This window comes from Nocardioides cynanchi (genome assembly GCF_008761635.1).
Lineage (GTDB): Bacteria > Actinomycetota > Actinomycetes > Propionibacteriales > Nocardioidaceae > Nocardioides > Nocardioides cynanchi.
In genome coordinates, this window is record NZ_CP044344.1 from 1,582,049 (window position 1) to 1,601,179 (window position 19,131).

The window sequence follows — 19,131 nt, forward strand, 5'->3', positions numbered from 1 at the left end:
CGCTGTGGCGGGGCGGGTCAGGAGTAGAAGCCGTCGATCACCGAGGCGTAGTTGTCCTCGACGACGTTGCGCTTGACCTTCATCGAGGGAGTGAGCTCACCGGACTCGACGGAGAGGTCGTGGTCCAGGAGCTGCCACTTCTTGATGGTCTCCCACCGGTTCAGGCGACCATTGAGCTCGTCGACGTACCCGGCCACCATCTTCTGGCACGCGTCCGACTTGACGATCTCGGCGTAGTCGCCGCTGACGGCGTGCTCCTTGGCCCAGTCGGCCAGGGCGTCGGGGTCGAGGGTGATCAGGGCGACCACGAAGTTGCGTTCGTTGCCGAACACCACGAACTGGCTGGCGTAGGGACAGATCGCCTTGAACTTCGACTCGATCGCGGGCGGGGCGATGTACTTCCCGCCGGAGGTCTTGAAGAGCTCCTTGATCCGGCCGGTGATCCGCAGGAAGCCGTCCGCGTCGACCTCGCCCTTGTCACCGGTCCGCAGCCAGCCGTCGTCGGTGAGTGACTTCTCGGTCTCCTCGGGCAGGTTGTGATAGCCGTCCATCACGCCCGGCCCCTTGATCTGGATCTCGTCGCCGTCACCGAGCCGCACCTCACTGCCCGGGAAGATGTGTCCGACGGTGCCCATCTTGTAGCTGTCGGGCAGGTTCACGAACGAGCCGGCCGAGGACTCGGTCAGCCCGTAGCCCTCCAGGATCAGGATGCCCGCGGCGTGGAACCACTCGGCGATCTCCTGGTTGAGGGCGGCGGCGCCCGAGATGAAGAAGCGCACCCGGCCGCCGAAGCGTTCCCGCACCTTGGCGAAGACCAGCCGGTCGAACACCGCGTGCTGGGCGTTGAGAAGGAGCCCGGGGCTGCGGCCGTCGCGCTTGGCCCGGTCCACGGCGAGGCCGACCTTGAAGGCCTGCTTGAAGATCGCCTCCTTGGCGCCGCCCTCCGCGGCCTGCATGGTGACGATCCGGGCGTGCGCCTTCTCGAAGATCCGCGGTGCGGCCCCCATGAACGTCGGCTTCACGACCCCCAGGTTGTCCACGATCTTCTCCACGCGTCCGTCGATGGCCGCCGAGTAGCCGATCGCCAGCTGGGTGGAGAGCAGGACCTTGCCGAAGGAGTGGGCCATCGGCAGCCACCGGAACTCGAGGTCGTCCTCGCTGAGGATGTTCTGGGCGGCGATCGCCGAGCCCTCGTAGACCCACGAGCGGTGCCGCAGGCGCACGCCCTTCGGGCGGCCGGTGGTCCCCGAGGTGTAGATCAGCGTCGCCAGCTGGTCGGGGCCGATCTTCTGCGCGGTCTCCTCGATCACGTGGGGGTGCTCGGCGAGATAGGTGTCCCCGAGCGCAGCGAGGTCATCCAGGCCGATCACCCAGTCACCGTCGGTGGTGCCGTCGAACGTGACGACCTTCGTCAGGTGCGGCAGCTCGGACTTGTTGTCCTTGAGCTTGGCGATCTGCTCGTCGTCCTCCGCGAAGACCACCCGGCACTCGCTGTCACTGAGGATGTACGCCGTGTCCTCGGCGTTGGTCGACGGGTACACCGTCGTGGTGGCGCCGGCCGCGCACATCACCGCGAGGTCGGCCAGGATCCACTCGTAGCGGGTGCCCGAGGCGATCCCGACGCGCTGCTCCGGCTGGAGGCTGAGCGACAGCAGCCCGGCCGCGAGCCGCGACACCTGGGCGCCTGCCTCGGCCCAGGTGACCGGCACCCAGCCGTCACCCTCCACCGTGCGGAAGGCCTCCGCGCGCGGGCTGCGAGCAACCCGGTCGAGGAACTGGAGGGCGACGTTGGCGACCATGTCGTCCACGAAGCTGCTGTCGGTGTTGACGGGCATGACTCTCCTGGCGGCTGGACGTGGGCCGCGTCGCGTCGGGCGGCCGGGCCACAATGTAGTTGACGAAGTTACGCTCCGGTAGGGACGCAGGTCCCGGCGCGCTCAGTCCGCGAAGCGAGCCGCTCGGCGACCCAGGATCCGCAGCCGTCCGTCCTCGTCCAGCACCCCCGCGTCCCCGGTGGACAGCCAGCCGCGCCGCAACACGGTGGCGGTGTCGAGTCGGCGGCCGTGGTAGCCCTCCATCAGACCCGGGCCGGCGACCTGCACCTCGCCGTCGTCGGTGATGCGAATACTGGTCCCGGGCAGAGGCCGGCCCGCGGTGCCCGGGCGGTGGTCCCCCGGCAGGTCCACACAGACCGCACCCCCGGCCTCGGTCACGCCGTAGCTGCCGAGCACCTCCACCCCGGCCAGCTCGAAGAACTCCATGAGCCCCGCCTCCAGGCTCGCGGTACCCGCCACCACGAACCGCAGCCGGTCACCGAAGGCCTCGCGGACCGGGGCGAGCTGCCGACGGTCCAGCGAGCGGTGCCGCCGGCTGACCCGCGGCGGCACGGCCGTCCCCTGCGCCTCGAGCTCCCGGACCCGGCGGGCACTCTCGTAGGCGTGGTCCATCGCCCGGCGCTGGAGCCGCCCGGACTGCTCCTTGGACACCGCCGCCCGGACCCGGGTGAGCATCTCGGGCGGCGCGCCCAGGAAGGTCGGGCGCACGACCGCGAGGCTGCCCAGCAGCCGCTCGGGATCCCCGTCCACGGCCGCGGGGAAACCGCCGCTCAGCTGCACCGCGAGCAGCGTCTGCCCGAAGGTCTGTGCCAACGGGACGGCGAGGTGGAGCAGGTCGTTCTCGCCGAGCACGCCCAGCGAGGTGAGCGCGGCACCCTGATAGGTCAGCGCCGAGTGCCGCAGCCGGACCCCGCGCGACTGCGGGTCCGAGCCGTCGGGGTACCGGATCGCGGCCAGCCCCTCGCGACGTACGGCGTAACGGCGCTGCGCGGTCGCCCGCGGCTGCTCCTCCAAGTGCTCGGACCCCCGGCGCAGGAGACCGTCCAGGGAGAGCACCCGCTGGTCGGGGTAGCTCCCGTCGATCTGGACGACCTTGGCCACGTCGCGGATCCGGGCCCGGACCCGCCACAGCTGGCGGACCTCGTCGTCGTCCTCGGCGATCACCACCCGGGCACCGGAGTCTGCCAGCACGTGGGCGAGACGGTCGTCGTCGGCACCGGGGCTGACCGAGGTCACCGCCGCCCCGACCGACCAGGCCGCGAGCGCCGACAGGATCCACTCGAAGCGGGTGGTGGAGACGATCGCGACGCGGTCCTCGACGCCGACCCCGAGGGCGAGCAGCCCGGCCGCGAGCCCCTCGACGAGCTCGGCGGTCTGGCCCCACGTGGACTCCTGCCAGCCGCCGTCGACCGGGTAGTAATAGGCGGGAGCGTCGGGAGCGACCTCCACGCGATCCCAGAAGGCGTGGGCCAGGGACCGAGGTCGTCGCTCGATCCCCACGGGTTCGCTGCCCACCCGCACGCTCCTCCGGTCCACGAGCACGTCACTCTAGCCAGCAGGGAGGCCGGGTTCACGTGGGCGCGACCGACGCGACCGCTCCGATCCCGGTCAGTCCTGCACGGCCTTGGTGATGGTGATGCAGCGGGTGATCCACTCGCGGTCCTCCGCGGTGAGCGAGCGGTTGACCCTCACCGCGTCCTCCACCGACCAGTGGGCGTTGAGGACCATCCGCACCACCACCCAGTCCCGCGCGCGGTCCTCGTCGAGCCCGGCCACGTCGACGAGGGTGTGGAAGCGCCGCCGGACCCCACCGCGCACGTCGTCGGCGAGCTCGCCGAACCGGTTCCACAGCATCGGGGCCGGCTCGAAGTGCGGGTCACCGGACATCGGCTTGGGGTCGATCACCAGCCAGGGCTCGCGGTCGGCGGCCAGCACGTTCTCGTAGTGCAGGTCGCCGTGCACGATGCGGCCGACGCTCGCCGGGTCGGAGACGAGGTCGGCGCCGAGCGACAGCGCCTGCTCCACCAGGCGGCGCGGGATCGGGGCGTCGTTCGGCATCGCCGCCAGGTTGTCGAGCCAGCGTTCGACGTACGACGTCACCGTGGCCAGCTGCGGGAGGGCCGGCCGGTGGATGCGTGGGTAGAAGCCGGCCACCACCTCGCACGCCTCGAGGTCCCAGAGCCCGCTGAGGTCGCGTCGGTGCAGTCGCTCCAGCAGGAGGGCCCGACGGTGCGGGTTGGCCCGCAGCAGCCGCACGAAGCCGTCGCCGTGCCAGTGCTGGAGAGCCAGCGCCTCGTGCTCGGACTCGTCGTCCCCGTCGAAGCCGAGCTTGAGCACGGCCGAGTCGCCGTCGGCGGTGCGGACCGGCGCGACCAGCGAGCAGAAGCCGTGCCACAGGTCGTCGCCGTCTCGGGTCAGCTCCCAGTCGGCCAGCACGTCGGCGAGGCGAGCCGGGAGGTCGTCGAGCCACCGACCCCAGTCGGGTCCGAGCCCTCGCTGCTCCTCGAGCCCGCGGGGCAGCCGGATCGTCACGGCGGTCATCGTGGCACGGACGGATCCGTCTGGCCGAGGCGGTCCGGTCGCACCCTCAGCTGTCGGGCGAGCCGGCCGCGGCGTGGCAGGCAGAGCAGCGCAGGTGCGCCTCGAAGTGCTCGAACGCGTAGCGGCTGCGTCCGAACTCGTGCAGCGAGTCCAGCGGCAGCCCGCACAGCGACCGGTCGGCGACCAGCTCGGCGGCATGGACAAGACCGGCCGGCATCCGGCGTTCACGACGGCGCCACGGCGGACCCGAGCGTCGGGTCTCGGCCGCATCGGCGAAGGTCCGGTGCACGGTGCCGGGCTGGGTCGGGACGAGGGTGAGCCGCTGGGCGGAGGACACGGGCCGCGGAACGGCGAGCTGCGTCTCGTCCACGGGAAGTGCCTGTCGACCGATCATGGCCCCAGCGTTGCAGCGGGCAGGTGCCCGGTTCGTCGTTCCTGCCATCTCCGACCGACCGACGGTCCGGACTGGTCTCCTGGGGTCATCCGCCACCGACGATCGGACCAGGCACCCCGACTGCCACGCGTGTGCAGCCGTAGCCTGAGCCGGTGACGGGCTACGACCTCGAGGAGCTCCGCGGGCTCTCGTTGGCCCGCCAGTTCCCGGACGTCGTGGGCCGCGACGCCACCGCCGTCGTCGACGCGGTCGCCCGCTCCGGTCCGATCCAGTCCCAGAGTGCGAGAGCGCCGTTCGTCGGCCTCGGCGCGCGCCTGCCCGGGCTGACCCACGAGGCGATCACCGAGGCCTACGAGTCGCTGGCGATCGTGCGCGGCAGCAACATCCGTGGCACCGTCCACACGTCGACCGCCGACGACCAGGCGCTGCTGGACGCCACCACCCGGGTCGGCAACCGTCCCCTGTGGAGCAGGATGCTGCGGCTCGACCACACCGAGCTCGAGGAGGTCTGGGCGGCCATCGAGGGGTTCGCCGACGACGAGTGGCGCACGCCCGCCGAGCTGCTCGGCTTCCTGAAGGGCTGGCTCGCCGGGCACGGCGAGGAGGCGTCCTCGTCCCGGCTGGACCACGACGGGGGACGCTACTTCGCGTTCGGCCACGGAGGGCTGGTCCGGCGGCCGCTCACCGGCGCCTGGTCCGGACAGGGCGCTCCCGGCTACCGCACGGCAGCGGCGTTGCTGCCGGGTCGGGTCGTGCCCGACGACCCCGTGCTGGAGGCGGCACGACACCACCTGGCCGCCCACGGGCCGTCGAGCCGTCACGACCTCGCCTGGTGGTCGGGCCTCGGCCTGCGCCAGGTCGACGCGCTGCTCGAGCGCCTCGGGCCGGACTGGCGCGAGGGCCCGGACGGACGGGCCTACGCCGACCTGCCGGGCGCTCCCCCACCGCGCGACCTGCCCGGCGTGCGCCTGCTGCCGGAGTTCGACGCCCTGCTGTGCGGCTACGACCCGAAGGCCCGCGACCGCTTCGTCGGCACCGCCGACAACGAGGTGCTGTGGCACCGCGCCAACGGGCTGATGCTGGCGCCGCTCCTGGTCGACGGGCGGATCGGGGGGCACTGGCGTCTCGACGGCACGGGCCGGGCCCGGTCACTGACCGTGACGTCGTTCCCCGGGTCGCGACGGCCGCGGCGGACCGAGGTCGACGACGCGGTCGCGGCGCTGGTCGCCGGTCTCGGCGTGACCGTCTCCGTGGTCGCGTTCGGCGACTGAGGTCGCCTCAGGCGGCGGTTCCGACGTAGTACGCCGTGCCGACGCCACGGGTGACCACTCGCGACCGCGTGCCGCTCTTCCAGACGTGCACGGTCCAGACCGGCGTGCTCCGGTCGATGCCGTCGCCGGACGGAGGACCGTAGACGCTGCCCTTGGTGCAGGAGTCGAACCCCAGCCAGTTCGGGTGCGACGGCAGCTGGCCCCAGGCACCGCCGAACCGGATCGAGCACCGCTGCCCCCCGGTCAGGTCGAGGTCCTGGGGCGTGGCGTGGGCGGGTGCGTTCGGTGCGGTGAAGGCCCCGCTGTAGCGCACCCGGACCAGGGCCTTGGATCGCGCGTCACGCAGGCACAGAGCTGTGTGGTGGTGCGACTTCCAGCAGGCCGGCAGGTACGCCGCGGTCGGGAAGCAGGCGCCGATCCCGTCGTCGACCGCAGCGGGGGCCGGACCGTCGCACTGCACGGTGAACCCGCGTTCGCGGTGCACCGTCCAGCCGCTGACGGCGTGACCGCTCGCGTCGACCGGCCGGACGACGACGCGGTGGGTGTGGGAGGCGGGGGCCGCGCCGGCGGCCGGCAGACCGGTCAGGGGCACGAGAGCGGCCGCCGCGAGCGCGGCGGCGAGAGCGGTGGCGGCGAGCAGTCGCATGTGGGTCACCCTTTCCGGTGTGCTGTCACGGGTGTGACGCCCGAACCGTTGCCGGGGTTGCCGCGACTCACCGGAAGAAGGTGAACAGTCTCTCGCCGCCCAGCTCGCCGTCGCCCTCCGCGCCGGTCCACCGGTGGACTCCCACGCTGAACGCGACGTCGGCGGGCGCCTCGAAGGCGACCTCCTCGAACCCGCCGTCCCGGAACCAGCCGCGGATCGCCGGGGTCAGGTCCGGCGGGTTGCGGTGCCGGGTCCAGACCACGGTGGCGCCCGGGGCGCTCACCGCCGGCAGCCGGCCGATGGTGCGGCGTACGTCGTCGTCCGGCACGTTGCCGAAGATCCCGGACGCCAGCACCAGGTCTGCCGCCCCGACCCCGGCGTACGTCGTGGGGTCACCCGCGTCGCCGGTGCGGACGTCGATGCCGGTCAGCCCCGCGACCGCCGCTGCCGAACGGGCCCGGTCGCAGAGATCGGGGTCGAGCTCCACGAGGGTCGCGATCACCCGATCGGCGTCCGGGCGGCCGGCCAGTACGCCCAGCAGGTCGCGGCCGTCCCCGGCGCAGATGCTGAGCACCCGCACCGGCCGAGGGGAGGTCTCGTCGAGGACCCGCACGACGTGTGACTGAACGATCGCCAGCCTCCTCGACAGGGCGGACGCCGGATCGGCGTACGGCGCGTGCCAGTCGACCCAGTCGGTGGCGACCGCGCCCGCCAGCCAGACGTCCGGCGGCAGGTGCGGCTTGCCGGGCACCGGCACCCGACGCTCCGAGACACCGGTCATCGTCTCCGCGGCGAACCGTCTCCAGAAAGCCGCCGCCCTCGGGTTCTCGTCCTGGAACGGGATCTCCCAGGGGCCGGGGTGCGCGCTCACCACCGAGCGGGCGAGCTCAGCGGCGACCCCGCGACGGCGCGCCGACCGGGTCACGAAGAACTCCCCCATCCGACGCGTGCGGCCGTCGGCGAGCCCGCGGACGAGGGCGAAGCCGCAGGGCACGTCGCCCAGCCGGGCCACGTAGGCGGCCCGGTCCGGACGGTCGGCGTACGACCGGAGCCGACCGGCATCGAACCTGCCGTCCGGCCCGGGTGCCGAGTGCCGGAACTCCGAGAGGTCGTGCTGGTAGAGCTGCCACAGCGCCTCGACGACCGGGCGGTCGGCGGCGCCCGCCTCGGTCACGGTCAGCGGCCACGCTGCCTGCACGAGCAGCGGCCGGATCTCCTCCGGCAGCAGGTCGAGGAGCTCCAGCTCGGGCGCGGTGGCCCAGAGCGGCTGGAAGGTGTTCTCCGGGTCCTGCTCCTCGGCCTCGGCCCCACCGAGCACCGGCTCCCCCTCGGCCACGTCGACCAGGAAGTACGACGCGGTGCGGCCGCCGTGGTCGCCGTCGAAGAGGTGCCGCAGCACGGTGCCCTCGAGGGTGCACTCCTCGGCCAGCTCGCGGACCGCCGCCTGCGCCGCTGTCTCCCCCTGCTCGATGCCTCCGCCCGGCAGCACGGCGTACTCGCGTCCGTCGAGGCGCCGCCTGATCACCAGCACCTTGTGGCCGCGCACCACCACCGCGACGGCGCGCGGCACCGGGCTCCCGAGCGGCGTCCGGGCCACTACTTCCTGCCGGTCTTCTCACCGGTCGGAGCGTTGGACAGCGCGGCGATGAAGGCCTCCTGGGGCACCTCGACACGGCCCACCATCTTCATCCGCTTCTTGCCCTCCTTCTGCTTCTCCAGCAGCTTGCGCTTGCGGGTGATGTCACCGCCGTAGCACTTGGCGAGCACGTCCTTGCGCATCGCGCGGATGTTCTCCCGCGCGATCACCCGGGCCCCGATCGCGGCCTGGATCGGCACCTCGAACTGCTGTCGCGGGATCAGCTCCTTGAGCTTGCCCGCCAGCATCACGCCGTAGGAGTAGGCACCGTCGCGGTGCACGATCGCGCTGAACGCGTCGACCGGCTCGCCCTGGAGCAGGATGTCGACCTTGACCAGGTCGGCCGCCTGGTCGCCGGAGCGCTCGTAGTCGAGCGAGGCGTAGCCCTTGGTGCGCGACTTGAGCTGGTCGAAGAAGTCGAAGACGATCTCGCCCATCGGCAGCGTGTAGCGCATCTCGACCCGGTCGGCGGAGAGGTAGTCCATCCCGAGCAGGTTGCCGCGCTTGGTCTGGCACAGCTCCATGATCGTGCCGATGTAGTCGCTCGGGCTCAGGATCGTGGCGCGGACGACGGGCTCCCGGACCTCGGCGATCTTGCCGCCGTCGGGGTACTCGCTCGGGTTGGTGACCGTGTGGACGCTGCCGTCCTCCATCACCACCTCGTAGACCACGTTGGGCGCGGTCGAGATCAGGTCGAGGTCGAACTCGCGCTCCAGCCGGTCGCGGGTGATCTCCATGTGCAGCAGGCCGAGGAAGCCGCACCGGAAGCCGAAGCCGAGCGCTCCCGAGGTCTCCGGCTCGAAGGCCAGCGCGGCGTCGTTCAGCTGGAGCCGTTCGAGAGCGTCGCGCAGGGTCGGGTAGTCGTCGCCGTCGATCGGGTAGAGCCCGGAGTAGACCATCGGGTTGGGGTGCTTGTAGCCGCCGAGCGCCTCGGTGGCGCCGTGGTGCTGGCTGGTGACGGTGTCGCCGACCCGCGACTGGCGGACGTCCTTCACGCCGGTGATCAGGTAGCCGACCTCGCCGACCCCCAGGTCGCCGGCCTTGACCGGCTCAGGGCTGATCACGCCGACCTCGAGCATCTCGTGCACGGCGCCGGTCGACATCATCTTGATCCGGTCGCGATGGCTGAGCCGGCCGTCGATGACCCGGACGTAGGTGACGACACCGCGGTAGGTGTCGTAGACCGAGTCGAAGATCAGGGCCCGCGGCGGCGCGCTCTCGTCGCCCACCGGTGCCGGCGTCTGCTTCACGATCTCGTTGAGCAGCCGCTCGACGCCGAGCCCGGTCTTGGCCGAGGTCTGCAGCACGTCGGCGGGGTCGCAGCCGATGATGCCGGCGAGCTCCTCGGCGTACTTCTCCGGCTGCGCCGACGGCAGGTCGATCTTGTTGAGCACCGGGATGATCGTGAGGTCGGCGGCCAGCGCGAGGTAGAGGTTGGCCAGCGTCTGGGCCTCGATCCCCTGCGCCGCGTCCACCAGGAGCACGGCGGCCTCGCAGGCCTCGAGGGAGCGCGAGACCTCGTAGGTGAAGTCGACGTGGCCCGGGGTGTCGATCATGTTCAGGACGTAGGTGCCCGGCTCGGCGCCCTCGTCGTTGCCGACCGGCACGGTCCAGGGCATCCGCACAGCCTGGCTCTTGATCGTGATGCCCCGCTCGCGCTCGATGTCCATCCGGTCGAGGTACTGCGCGCGGGCGTGCCGCTCGTCGACCACGCCGGTCAGCCGGAGCATCTGGTCGGCCAGCGTGGACTTGCCGTGGTCGATGTGGGCGATGATGCAGAAGTTGCGCAGCACCGCGGGGTCGGTCCGGCCGGGTGTCGGCGGCACGGGCGAAGGGGTCGGCACGGCGGTCTCTGAGCTGCCTTTCGGGCGTCGGTCGGGCGAACCCTCATCCTCCCACGCAGGTTTGCAGGGCCCGAATTCAGCCACTCGTGCTGTTGTCGCTGGCGGCGTGCAGCACGGCCTTGACCTGGAACGGCGTGAGCCAGGGATGCTTGGCCCGCATCAGTGCGACCATGCCGGCCACGTGCGGAGCCGCGAAGCTGTTGCCGGTCGCGGTGATCGAGCTGCCCTCGGCCCAGGCGACGTCCACGTCGATGCCGCGGGCCCCGAACTCCACCGGCGGGCTCGGGTTGTAGAACAGGCTCCGCTCCCCCGCACCGGGCGTCGCGGCCACCGACACCACCGACGCGTACTGCGAGGGGTAGGTGGGTCCGGGCAGGTTGTTGGCCGCGCAGACGAGCACCGTCCCGGCGAAGAACGCCTCGTCGGCGATGCCGTGCAGCGGGGCGTACATCGCCGCCGCCTTGCTCGACAGCGACAGGTTGGCGACGTCCATGCCGTGGTCGACCGCCCACTCGACGCCGGCCTGCAGCATCGCGCCGCGGCCCTTGAGGTTGGGCCCCAGCACCCGCACGCTGTAGATCTCGACATCGGGCGCCAGCGACCTGATGATCGCGGCGCAGGCGGTGCCGTGCCCGACGAGGTCCTCGTGCGGGCCCTCGTGGGCGAGGAACTCCTGCTCGTCGTCGGGGTCGACCTCGAAGGCGACCCCTCCGGAGATCCCACCGACCCGGGGGTGGGCGCCGTCCACACCGCTGTCGACCACCGCGAGCCGGACGCCGGCCCCGGTGCTCCCGGAGAAGGCCCACTCCCGGACGTCGCCCAGCGGCAGCGAGACCACGCCCTCGATCGCACCGCGCTCGAAGGCCGACGACCAGGCCGGGGCGGTCGTCACGGCTGCGTGCTCCCGCCGTCCCGATCGGCGCGCCAGTCGGCCACGACCCGGAGCACGTCACGGCCGAGCCGGTCGAGCCCGGTGTCCTCCCGCGCCGCGGCCGGGCCGCCCTCGACCAGGAGGGCGACCAGGCTGGCGCCCGTGCCGAGCACCCGGAGCACCCAGTCGCTGGTCTGGTCGACCGAGGGGTCGAGCACCGAGAGCACGCCCAGGACGTCGCCGTCGCTGCCCATCAGGGGCGCCGCCAGGATCGAGCGGGGGACGTACGCCGTCGACTCGGCGACGTCGCGGGCGAAGCGCGGGTCGGCCTGGACGTCGCTGACCGCGATCGGCTGCCCGGACATGGCGGCCCAGCCGGCGATCCCGCGTCCGACCGGGACCGTCTGCCCCACGATCTCGGCCGCGCCGGCGCCGTCGGCGGCGACGAACTCCAGCGCGGCGCCCTCCTCGTCGACCAGCGAGACCGAGCAGGCCGCGGCGTCGAAGAGCCGGCGCAGCGCCTCGACGGCGGAGCCGAGCGCGGGTGACGTCCCGGGGCCGACGACCATGGGTCCTCCTCAGGCGGCCAGGGCCGAGCGCCCACGATGGGAGCCGACCCGAAGGCTCCGGGCGGCTGCTGCACACACCGTAGGAGGTGGCGTACGGCCCCAACAAGGGCCTCCGGATGCGAGACTCGCCCGGTGTACGTTCCCAAGGTCCTGCGACCTCTGCCCGACGACGACCGCAAGCGGTTACTCCGGGCGGCCCGGGTGAACACCTACCAGCGGCGCGAGATCCTGGTGCACGAGGGCGCGGCGTCCGACGACTTCCACATCCTGCTCGAGGGCCGGGTCGCGATCCGCGTCCACACGTCGTCGGGCGACAGCGCCATCGTCAACATCCTCGGCCCGGACGACCACTTCGGCGAGGTGTCGCTGCTCGCCGAGTCGCCCGACGGCACGGCCTCACGCACCGCCACCGTCGTCGCCCTCGAGCAGGTCCGGACCATGAGCATCCCGGCAGCGATCTTCCACGAGCTGCGCGGTCGCAACCCCGGGCTCGAGCAGCTGGTCTCCCGGCTGCTGGCCCGCCGGGTCGACGAGCTGTCGATGCAGCTGAAGGAGGCGATGTACGACCCGCTGGAGCGGCGCGTCGTACGCCGGCTCGCGCGGCTCACCGCGACGTACGGCACCGACGACGGGCCGGTGACCATCCCGCTCACCCAGGACGAGCTCGGCCAGCTGGTCGGCGGGACCCGCCCGTCGGTCAACCAGGCGCTGCAGCCCCTCGTCGAGGCCGGCCTGGTCCGGCTGGGTCGGGGCCGGATCACCGTCACCGACCAGGAAGCCCTCCGCCAGGCCGCCGAGTGAGTGGGTTTGTCCCTAGGATGCCCGCATGGGCGACGGCGGGACGCAGCTGACCGCGATCTTCGGGATGATCGGCTTCGTGGTCCTCGCCGCCGGCATGGGCGTCTCGGCCTACCGCGTGTCGCAGGCGCGGCGCCAGGCCCGTGAGGCCGGCGAGAGCCCCAACGTCGCCACCTTGCGGGCCCTCAGCGGCGAGGACGACGACCGCGAACCACCGCAGGCCGGCTGACCGTCGACGGAGGTCCCGAGGGGTGACGCGACCCCCGACGGGCTGCTAGGAAGAGGTGGGCACCCCGTCGGCTGCCCTGATCTCGGGATCCCGGCTCGGGCCGGGGAAGGAGCACCTCCATGTCCACCAGAACCCTCGCCCGCGCCGCCTCGGCCGTGATCGCCCCGCTCGTCGTCGCCGGCGTCGTCGCCCTGCCGTCGCCCGCCCAGGCGGTCACCAAGCTGACCGATGCGCAGGCGGCCGCGCAGCTCTCGGCGGCCGGCATCACCCGCACCTCGAGCGGTGGCTGCACGAGCCGCTACGTGTCCACGTGCACGTCGTACGACCAGATCAACCAGTCCACGGTGAGCGGGATCATCACCTACAAGCGCGCCAGCGGCTGCGCGGTGAACATCACCGGCGGCACCGAGACCGGCCACGCCAGCGGCACCTACAGCCACTGGAACGGCTACAAGGTCGACATCGCCCGCTCGACCTGCAACGACGGCTGGATCCGCGGGACCTACACCTACATCGGGCTGCGCGGCGACGGCTACCCGATGTACCAGGCCGCCTCGGGCAACGTGTACACCAACGAGGGCAGCCACTGGGACATCGTCTACTACACCTGCGGCTGCTAGCGGCGCGGCTCCCTGTCGGCGGCCGGTGGCAGACTCCGGCCATGATCGATCACTTCGGCATCAACTGCGCCGACCTCGAGGCGGCCAAGGTCTTCTACGACAAGGTGCTGGGCACCCTCGGCCACCGCCGGCTGATGGACTTCGACGTGGCGGTGGGCTACGGCACGACGATGCCGGCGTTCTGGCTGTCGCGCTTCGAGGGCATGGGTCCCAACCGCGAGGTCCACGTCGCCTTCACCGCCGAGTCCGTCGAGCAGGTCCGGGCCTTCCATGCGGCCGCGACCGAGCTGGGCGCCGAGACGCTGCACGAGCCCCGCCTGTGGCCGGAGTACCACGCGCACTACTACGGCGCGTTCGTGCGCGACCCCGACGGCAACAACGTCGAGGCGGTCTGCCACACCGCGCCCGTCGACTGAGTCCGCCACCCGCCCGGTGGCCGAGCGGCGTCGAGACCGCGCGGCAGCTCACTCGGCGCTGTCGACGAACTCCCGGCTCTTGGCGATCGCGAAGCCCCAGCCCTGCTCGAGCGTCGGCTTGGGCGGGATCGCGATCTCGTCGGCGTTGGTGACGCAGTCGACCAACGCCGGGCCGTCGTGCGCGAACGCCGCCCGGAGCGCGGCCTCGACGTCGCCCGGCTGCTCGACCCGGAACCCCTTCATCCCGATCGCCTGGGCCACGGCGGCGAAGTCCGGGTTGTGCAGGACGGTGCCGAACTCCGGCAGCCCGACCTGCTCCATCTCCAGCTTGACCATGCCGAGCCGGCCGTTGTCGAAGACCACCAGCTTGACCGGGAGGTCGTGGCTGACCGCGGTGATCAGGTCGCCCAGCAGCATCGAGAGCCCGCCGTCGCCACAGAAGGCGACCACCTGCCTGGTGCGGTCGAGGCCCTGCGCGCCGAGCGCCTGTGGCATGGCGTTGGCCATCGAGCCGAGGTTGTAGGAGCCGATCAGGCGCCGGCCCTCGCTCATCCGCACGAAGCGCGACAGCCAGACCGTGGACATGCCGGTGTCGGTGGTGAAGATGGCGTCGGTCGCCGCCAGCCGGTCCACCGCGGCCGCCACCACCTCGGGCCGGATCCGGCCCTCCGGGTTGTCGACCTTGCGCCGCAGGATGCCCTTCGGCTTCCCGTCGTACTCCGGGTCGGCGAGCTCCTGCTGCCGACCCTGCCAGCCGAGGTACGACGAGCGCGCCTTCTCGAGGTGGCCGGTGTCGGTCTGGGAGTCGATGAGCGGCAGCAGCGCCCGGAGGCCGAGCCGGGCGTCGCCCACGAGCGGGTGGGTGACCGTCGTCCGCCGCCCGATGTGCGAGCCTCTGACGTCGAGCTGGACCACGGTCTTCCCCATGGGCAGGAAGTTCCGGTAGGGGAAGTCGGTCCCGAGCAGGACCAGCGTCTCGCAGCCGTCGAAGGCGAGCTTGGTGGCGCGGTTGCCGATCAGCCCGGACTGGCCCACCTCGTAGGGGTTGTCGTGCTCGAACCCCTCCTTGGCCTTGAGCGTGAGCACCATCGGGGCGTTGAGCCGGGCGGCCAGCGCCAGCACCTCCTCGCGCGCGTCCCGCGCCCCCTGGCCGACGAGCAGGGTGACCGGGCCGCCGTCGTTGATCGCCGCTGCGGCGGCGCGCAGCGCGTCATCGGCCGGTACGGCGTCGGGCCGGGTGTCGACGAACTGCGGGACGGCGGTGTGCTTGGGCAGGTCGAGCCCGCCCACGTCGCCCGGGAGCGTGAGCACCGCGACGCCCTGCTCCTGGATCGCCGCGTTGCCGGCCTGCTCCAGGGTGTGCGGCAGCTGGTCGACGCTGGTGACCGTGTGGCAGAAGACGGAGACGTCGGCGAACAGCGCGTCGTTGTCCACCTCCTGGAAGAAGTCGCTGCCCATGTCCTCGCGGGGCACCTGGCCGATGATCGCCAGCACCGGCGCGTGGCTCTTCTTCGCGTCGTACAGGCCGTTGAGCAGGTGGATGGCGCCCGGGCCGACGGTGCCCATGCAGACCGCCATCCGGCCGGTCAGCTGGGCCTGCGCGCTGGCCGCGAACGCCGCGGCCTCCTCGTGCCGGACCCCGACCCACTCGATCCGGTCCTCGCGGCGGATCGCGTCGGTGACCGGGTTCAGGGCATCGCCGACCACGCCCCAGACCTGGGTCACGCCGTGGTCGGCGAGGGACTGGATCAGGAGCTCGGCAACGGTGAGTGTCATGCGGTCCTCTCAGACGGTGAAGCGGTCGGGGTCGGCCTCGGCCCAGTCGCGGGCCCAGCGACCCTCGGGCGGCTCGGTCAGCAGCTGGCCGGGCTCGAGGTGGTGGAACATCTCGGCGTACGACCGGACCTCGTCGTGGTCGACGCGGCGACGCAGCATGTGCGGCCGCAGTCCGTCGGGGCCGTGGACGCCCATCGAGCCCATCACCTGCAGCGCCTGCTGCACGCACTGCTGCTGGTAGTGGAAGACCCGCTCGGTCTTGTCGGGAACGTTCAGGGCGCGCATCCGCTTGGGGTCCTGGGTGGCGACGCCCACCGGGCAGGTGTTGGTGTGGCAGGTCTGGGCCTGGATGCAGCCGACCGCCATCATCATCGAGCGCGCGGAGTTGGTGTAGTCGGCGCCTTGGATCAGCCTCTTGACGATGTCGATGCCACTGGCGACCTTCCCGCTCGCGCCGACCTTGACCTGGTCGCGCAGGCCGACGCCGACCAGGCAGTTGTGCACGTTCAGCAGGCCCTCGGTCAGCGGCGTGCCGATGTGGTCCTCGTACTCCAGCGGTGCCGCGCCGGTGCCGCCCTCACCGCCGTCCACGATCACGAAGTCGGGGGTGACCCCCTCGGCCACCATCGCCTTGCAGATCGCGAGGAAGTCGACCCGCGAGCCCAGGCAGAGCTTGAAGCCGGCCGGCTTGCCGCCGTTCAGCTCGCGCATCCGGGCCATGAACAGCACCAGCTCGCGAGGTGTCGAGAACACCTTGTGGGCGCTGGGCGAGACGCACTTCTCACCTTGGGGTACGCCGCGCACGTCGGCGATCTCCTTGGTCACCTTCGCGCCCGGCAGGACACCGCCGATCCCGGGCTTGGCGCCCTGGCTCAGCTTCAGCGAGGTCATCTTGACCTGGTCGTCGGCGGCGACCTCCTGGAACTTCGCCGGGTCGAAGTCACCGTCCTTCGTCCGGGCACCGAAGTAGCCCGAGCCGATCTCCCAGACCAGGTCGCCACCGCTGCGGTGGTAGTCGCTCAGCCCGCCCTCGCCGGTGTCGTGGGCGAAGCCACCCTTCGCGGCCCCCTGGTTGAGCGCGCGGATCGCGTTGGCGCTGATCGCGCCGAAGCTCATCGCCGAGACGTTCATCAGCGCCATCGGGTAGGGCTTCGTGCAGTCCTTGCCGCCGATCAGCACGCGGGGTGGGTCGTCGGCCGGGTCCACGGGCCGGGTGGAGTGCACGAGGTACTCGTAGCCGGGTGCGTCGACGTCGCGCTCGGTGCCGAACGGCTGCTCCTCCTTGAGGTTCTTGGCCCGCTGGTAGATCGAGGAGCGGGTGTCGCGGTCGAACGGCCGGCCGTCCCAGTTGCGCTCGATGAAGTACTGCTGGAGCTCGGGCCGGATGTCCTCCATCAGGAAGCGCAGATGACCAAGGATCGGGTAGTTGCGCAGGATCGAGTGCTTGCGCTGCACCACGTCGTACACCCCGAGCAGGAGCAGGGCGGCCAGCACCGCGAGCAGCACCCACCAGCCGGGGCCGCCGATCGCGGCGGCCAGGGTGGTGAGGGCGCCGAGGACGAGCAGGACCCCGATCACGAAGAACTTGAGCACGCCGTCGTGTCTATCACCGCCGCCCTCGCGGCGACTCACCCCGGAGGTGAGGATCGGCTGAGAATCCGGTTCGCGGCGCCGCCGCCCCGTGGGTGAGGATGAGCCGCGTGACGACCGCCATCCCGAGCACGATCCCGCACGGCCGGACCGCCCGGCGCCTCGAGTGGCCGCATCTGCCTCCCGCGGTCCGCGCCCGGATCGAGGAGCACTGCGGGTCGCCGGTCACCTCGGCCGCCTCCCAGGGCGGCGGCTTCACGCCCGGGTTCGCGTCGGTGCTGACCTGCGAGGACGGCAGCCGCCACTTCGTGAAGGCAGCCTCCAGCGCCGCCCAGCGGATGTTCGCCGAGTCGTACCGGGAGGAGGCGCGCAAGCTACGGGAGCTGCCGGACGGCGTACCGGCGCCGCGGCTGCTCTGGTCGGAGGACGGCGACTGGGTGGTGCTCGGCCTGGAGTACGTCGCGGCGCGGCCGCCACAGCGGCCCTGGCGAGCCGACGACCTGGCCGCCTGCCTCGACGCCCTGGAGACGGTCGCGACGGTGCTCACCCCGGTGCCGCCGGCGCTGGGGCTCGACTCCTTCGCCGACGACTTCGGCACCTGGCCGGCCTACTGGGACCACGTCCGGGCGACCCGCGACCTGCCGCACGCCGACGAGGCAGCGGCCCTGGCGGCGGGCTTCGCCGAGGTGGTGGGTGGCGACACCCTGGTCCACACCGACGTGCGCGACGACAACGTGCTCCTGACCACCGACGGCCGGGCGCTGTTCTGCGACTGGAACTGGCCCTGCGCCGGCGCCGACTGGCTCGACTCCCTGATCATGCTGATCGGTCCGCGCGGCGACGGCCTCGACGTGTCCGCCGTGATCGCGGAGCGGCCGCTGCTGCGCGACGTACCCCCGGACCACGTCGACCGGGTGCTGGCGGTGATCTGCGGCTACTTCCTCAAGTCCGCCGACGACCCGGTCCCTCCGACGTCCCCGCACATCCGCGACGCCCAGCGCTGGCAGGGCGACGTCGTGTGGGACTGGCTCTGCGAGCGGCGGGGCTGGGGTCGGTGACCGCCCCCCGCGCGGTGGGCGTCCGTACGCCGTACCCGGCGATCCCCGCGCGGGTGCGCACCTGGGTCGATGGGTGCCTGGGGTCGCCGGTGGTCGGCTGGGAGGAGCAGATCGGCGGCTTCTCCCCCGGCTGCGCGACCCGCGTGGTGACCGCGGACGGGACCCGCGCCTTCGTCAAGGCGGTGGGCTCCGAGCTGAACGCGGACACCCCGACCCTGTTCCGCCGGGAGATCGAGGTGCTGGGGCTGATCGGCGCGGATCGGCTGTGGGCGACACTCCGGGCGTCCTACGACGCCGACGGCTGGGTGGCACTGTTGCTCGAGGACATCGAGGGCGGGCACCCCGACCTGTCCGACGACGCGCAGATGGAGCAGCTGCTCGTTGCCGCCGAGGCGCTCGGGGAGCAGCTCTCCAGGGTCGTCCTGCCATCCGGCCAGCGGGCCCAGGAGTTCGCGCATCCCGGGCTGATCGACGTCCGGGCGTCGTTCACCCGGTGGTTAGGCGCGTTCGAGCACCTCGACGAGATCCCGACCGAGCTGCTCCCGCCCCTCGTCCGCGACCGGGCCGACCACTGCCGGTCACTGGTGGCCGGACTGCTCGAGGAGCGCGACTACCGGCTCACCCACTGGGACATCCGCAACGACAACCTGCTGCGTCGGGCGGACGGCTCGCTCGTGTTCGTCGACTGGGGAGCGGCCGGGGTCGGGCCGGCCTGGGTCGACCCGCTCCTGGCCCGGCTGGAGCGGGTCGACACACCGTGGTTCGACCTCTCCGTGCGCCGGTCCCCGCTCCTGGTCGCCGCGGGCGAGCAGCAGGTGACGGGGTGGCTGATCGGGCTGGGCTGCTACCTGGCTTGGCGCTCGACCTTCGCCGCCGACCCGAGCCTCCCGACCCTCAACGAGTTCCGCCGGACCGAGGCCCGGCGGTTCCTCGCCGGTGCCGTCCGGCGTCTCGATGCTGATTTGGGCGGCTGATCGGCCCGCTGGTAGCCTCTTCCCTCGTGTGTGCGCCGTCCGCGCCCACCTCCACAGTCTCCT

18 protein-coding genes are annotated in these 19,131 nt (G+C 72.2%); 7 read left to right on the forward strand and 11 right to left on the reverse strand.

What is annotated here, in order from left to right; translation table 11 throughout:
• Positions 1-17: 17 nt before the first annotated feature.
• The 4 genes from E3N83_RS07840 to E3N83_RS07855 form a co-directional block, all read right to left on the reverse strand.
• Positions 18-1,835 carry an AMP-dependent synthetase/ligase gene (locus E3N83_RS07840; protein ID WP_151082755.1) on the reverse strand — a complete coding sequence of 606 codons (1,818 nt, stop codon included), beginning with the start codon at positions 1,833-1,835 and terminating at the stop codon, positions 18-20.
• Positions 1,836-1,937: 102 nt separating this feature from the next.
• On the reverse strand, positions 1,938-3,350 hold the full coding sequence (locus tag E3N83_RS07845) for an AMP-binding protein (RefSeq protein WP_191908006.1): 1,413 nt from the start codon (positions 3,348-3,350) through the stop codon (positions 1,938-1,940).
• A gap of 93 nt (positions 3,351-3,443) precedes the next feature.
• Entirely contained in the window at positions 3,444-4,376 is a 933-nt protein-coding gene (locus E3N83_RS07850; RefSeq protein ID WP_151082757.1) for an aminoglycoside phosphotransferase family protein, read from the reverse strand.
• 46 nt (positions 4,377-4,422) lie between these two features.
• Positions 4,423-4,746, reverse strand: coding sequence for a hypothetical protein (locus tag E3N83_RS07855; RefSeq protein ID WP_191908007.1), 324 nt, complete (start codon positions 4,744-4,746; stop codon positions 4,423-4,425).
• A 176-nt stretch (positions 4,747-4,922) separates the two neighbouring features.
• On the opposite strand from E3N83_RS07855, the gene E3N83_RS07860 reads away from it, so the two are divergent.
• The gene (locus tag E3N83_RS07860) at positions 4,923-6,041 is read left to right on the forward strand and encodes a winged helix DNA-binding domain-containing protein (RefSeq protein ID WP_151082759.1); all 1,119 of its coding nucleotides are present in this window, start codon (positions 4,923-4,925) and stop codon (positions 6,039-6,041) included.
• Between the two features lie 7 nt (positions 6,042-6,048).
• Here E3N83_RS07860 and E3N83_RS07865 read toward each other — a convergent pair whose 3' ends face one another.
• The 5 genes from E3N83_RS07865 to E3N83_RS07890 form a co-directional block, all read right to left on the reverse strand.
• Complete coding sequence (locus tag E3N83_RS07865; RefSeq protein WP_151082760.1) at positions 6,049-6,687, reverse strand: hypothetical protein; 639 nt, start codon at positions 6,685-6,687, stop codon at positions 6,049-6,051.
• A gap of 67 nt (positions 6,688-6,754) precedes the next feature.
• A complete protein-coding gene (locus tag E3N83_RS19770; protein ID WP_202879349.1) occupies positions 6,755-8,284 on the reverse strand; it encodes a GNAT family N-acetyltransferase in 1,530 nt (509 codons plus the stop codon).
• On the reverse strand, positions 8,284-10,149 hold the full coding sequence (lepA, locus tag E3N83_RS07880; RefSeq protein WP_151082761.1) for a translation elongation factor 4: 1,866 nt from the start codon (positions 10,147-10,149) through the stop codon (positions 8,284-8,286). Before lepA ends, E3N83_RS19770 begins: the two co-directional genes overlap by 1 nt.
• Positions 10,150-10,243: 94 nt before the next feature.
• Positions 10,244-11,059, reverse strand: a complete 816-nt coding sequence (locus tag E3N83_RS07885; RefSeq protein ID WP_191908008.1) for a S8 family serine peptidase — start codon at positions 11,057-11,059, stop codon at positions 10,244-10,246.
• Positions 11,056-11,607, reverse strand: coding sequence for a GAF domain-containing protein (locus E3N83_RS07890; RefSeq protein WP_151082763.1), 552 nt, complete (start codon positions 11,605-11,607; stop codon positions 11,056-11,058). The genes E3N83_RS07885 and E3N83_RS07890 overlap by 4 nt, the downstream gene beginning before the upstream one ends.
• 132 nt (positions 11,608-11,739) lie before the next feature.
• Between E3N83_RS07890 and E3N83_RS07895 the strand changes: the two genes are divergently transcribed.
• The 4 genes from E3N83_RS07895 (at position 11,740) to E3N83_RS07910 (ending at position 13,670) form a co-directional block, all read left to right on the forward strand.
• Positions 11,740-12,408, forward strand: coding sequence for a Crp/Fnr family transcriptional regulator (locus E3N83_RS07895; RefSeq protein ID WP_191908009.1), 669 nt, complete (start codon positions 11,740-11,742; stop codon positions 12,406-12,408).
• Between the two features lie 25 nt (positions 12,409-12,433).
• Positions 12,434-12,634: a hypothetical protein gene (locus tag E3N83_RS07900; RefSeq protein ID WP_151082765.1), complete on the forward strand. Its 201-nt coding sequence runs from the start codon at positions 12,434-12,436 to the stop codon at positions 12,632-12,634.
• Positions 12,635-12,753: 119 nt separating this feature from the next.
• Entirely contained in the window at positions 12,754-13,254 is a 501-nt protein-coding gene (locus E3N83_RS07905; protein ID WP_151082766.1) for a hypothetical protein, read from the forward strand.
• 41 nt (positions 13,255-13,295) lie between these two features.
• Positions 13,296-13,670, forward strand: coding sequence for a VOC family protein (locus tag E3N83_RS07910; RefSeq protein WP_151082767.1), 375 nt, complete (start codon positions 13,296-13,298; stop codon positions 13,668-13,670).
• Between the two features lie 48 nt (positions 13,671-13,718).
• Here E3N83_RS07910 and E3N83_RS07915 read toward each other — a convergent pair whose 3' ends face one another.
• Together E3N83_RS07915 and E3N83_RS07920 are read right to left on the reverse strand one after the other, a co-directional pair.
• Positions 13,719-15,446, reverse strand: coding sequence for a thiamine pyrophosphate-dependent enzyme (locus E3N83_RS07915; protein ID WP_151082768.1), 1,728 nt, complete (start codon positions 15,444-15,446; stop codon positions 13,719-13,721).
• 9 nt (positions 15,447-15,455) lie between these two features.
• A complete protein-coding gene (locus tag E3N83_RS07920; protein WP_151082769.1) occupies positions 15,456-17,039 on the reverse strand; it encodes an FMN-binding glutamate synthase family protein in 1,584 nt (527 codons plus the stop codon).
• Positions 17,040-17,146: 107 nt separating this feature from the next.
• On the opposite strand from E3N83_RS07920, the gene E3N83_RS07925 reads away from it, so the two are divergent.
• Positions 17,147-18,094, forward strand: a complete 948-nt coding sequence (locus tag E3N83_RS07925) for a phosphotransferase (RefSeq protein WP_238343122.1) — start codon at positions 17,147-17,149, stop codon at positions 18,092-18,094.
• Positions 18,091-19,068, forward strand: a complete 978-nt coding sequence (locus E3N83_RS07930) for a phosphotransferase (protein WP_151082771.1) — start codon at positions 18,091-18,093, stop codon at positions 19,066-19,068. Before E3N83_RS07925 ends, E3N83_RS07930 begins: the two co-directional genes overlap by 4 nt.
• The last annotated feature ends 63 nt before the right edge of the window (positions 19,069-19,131 follow it).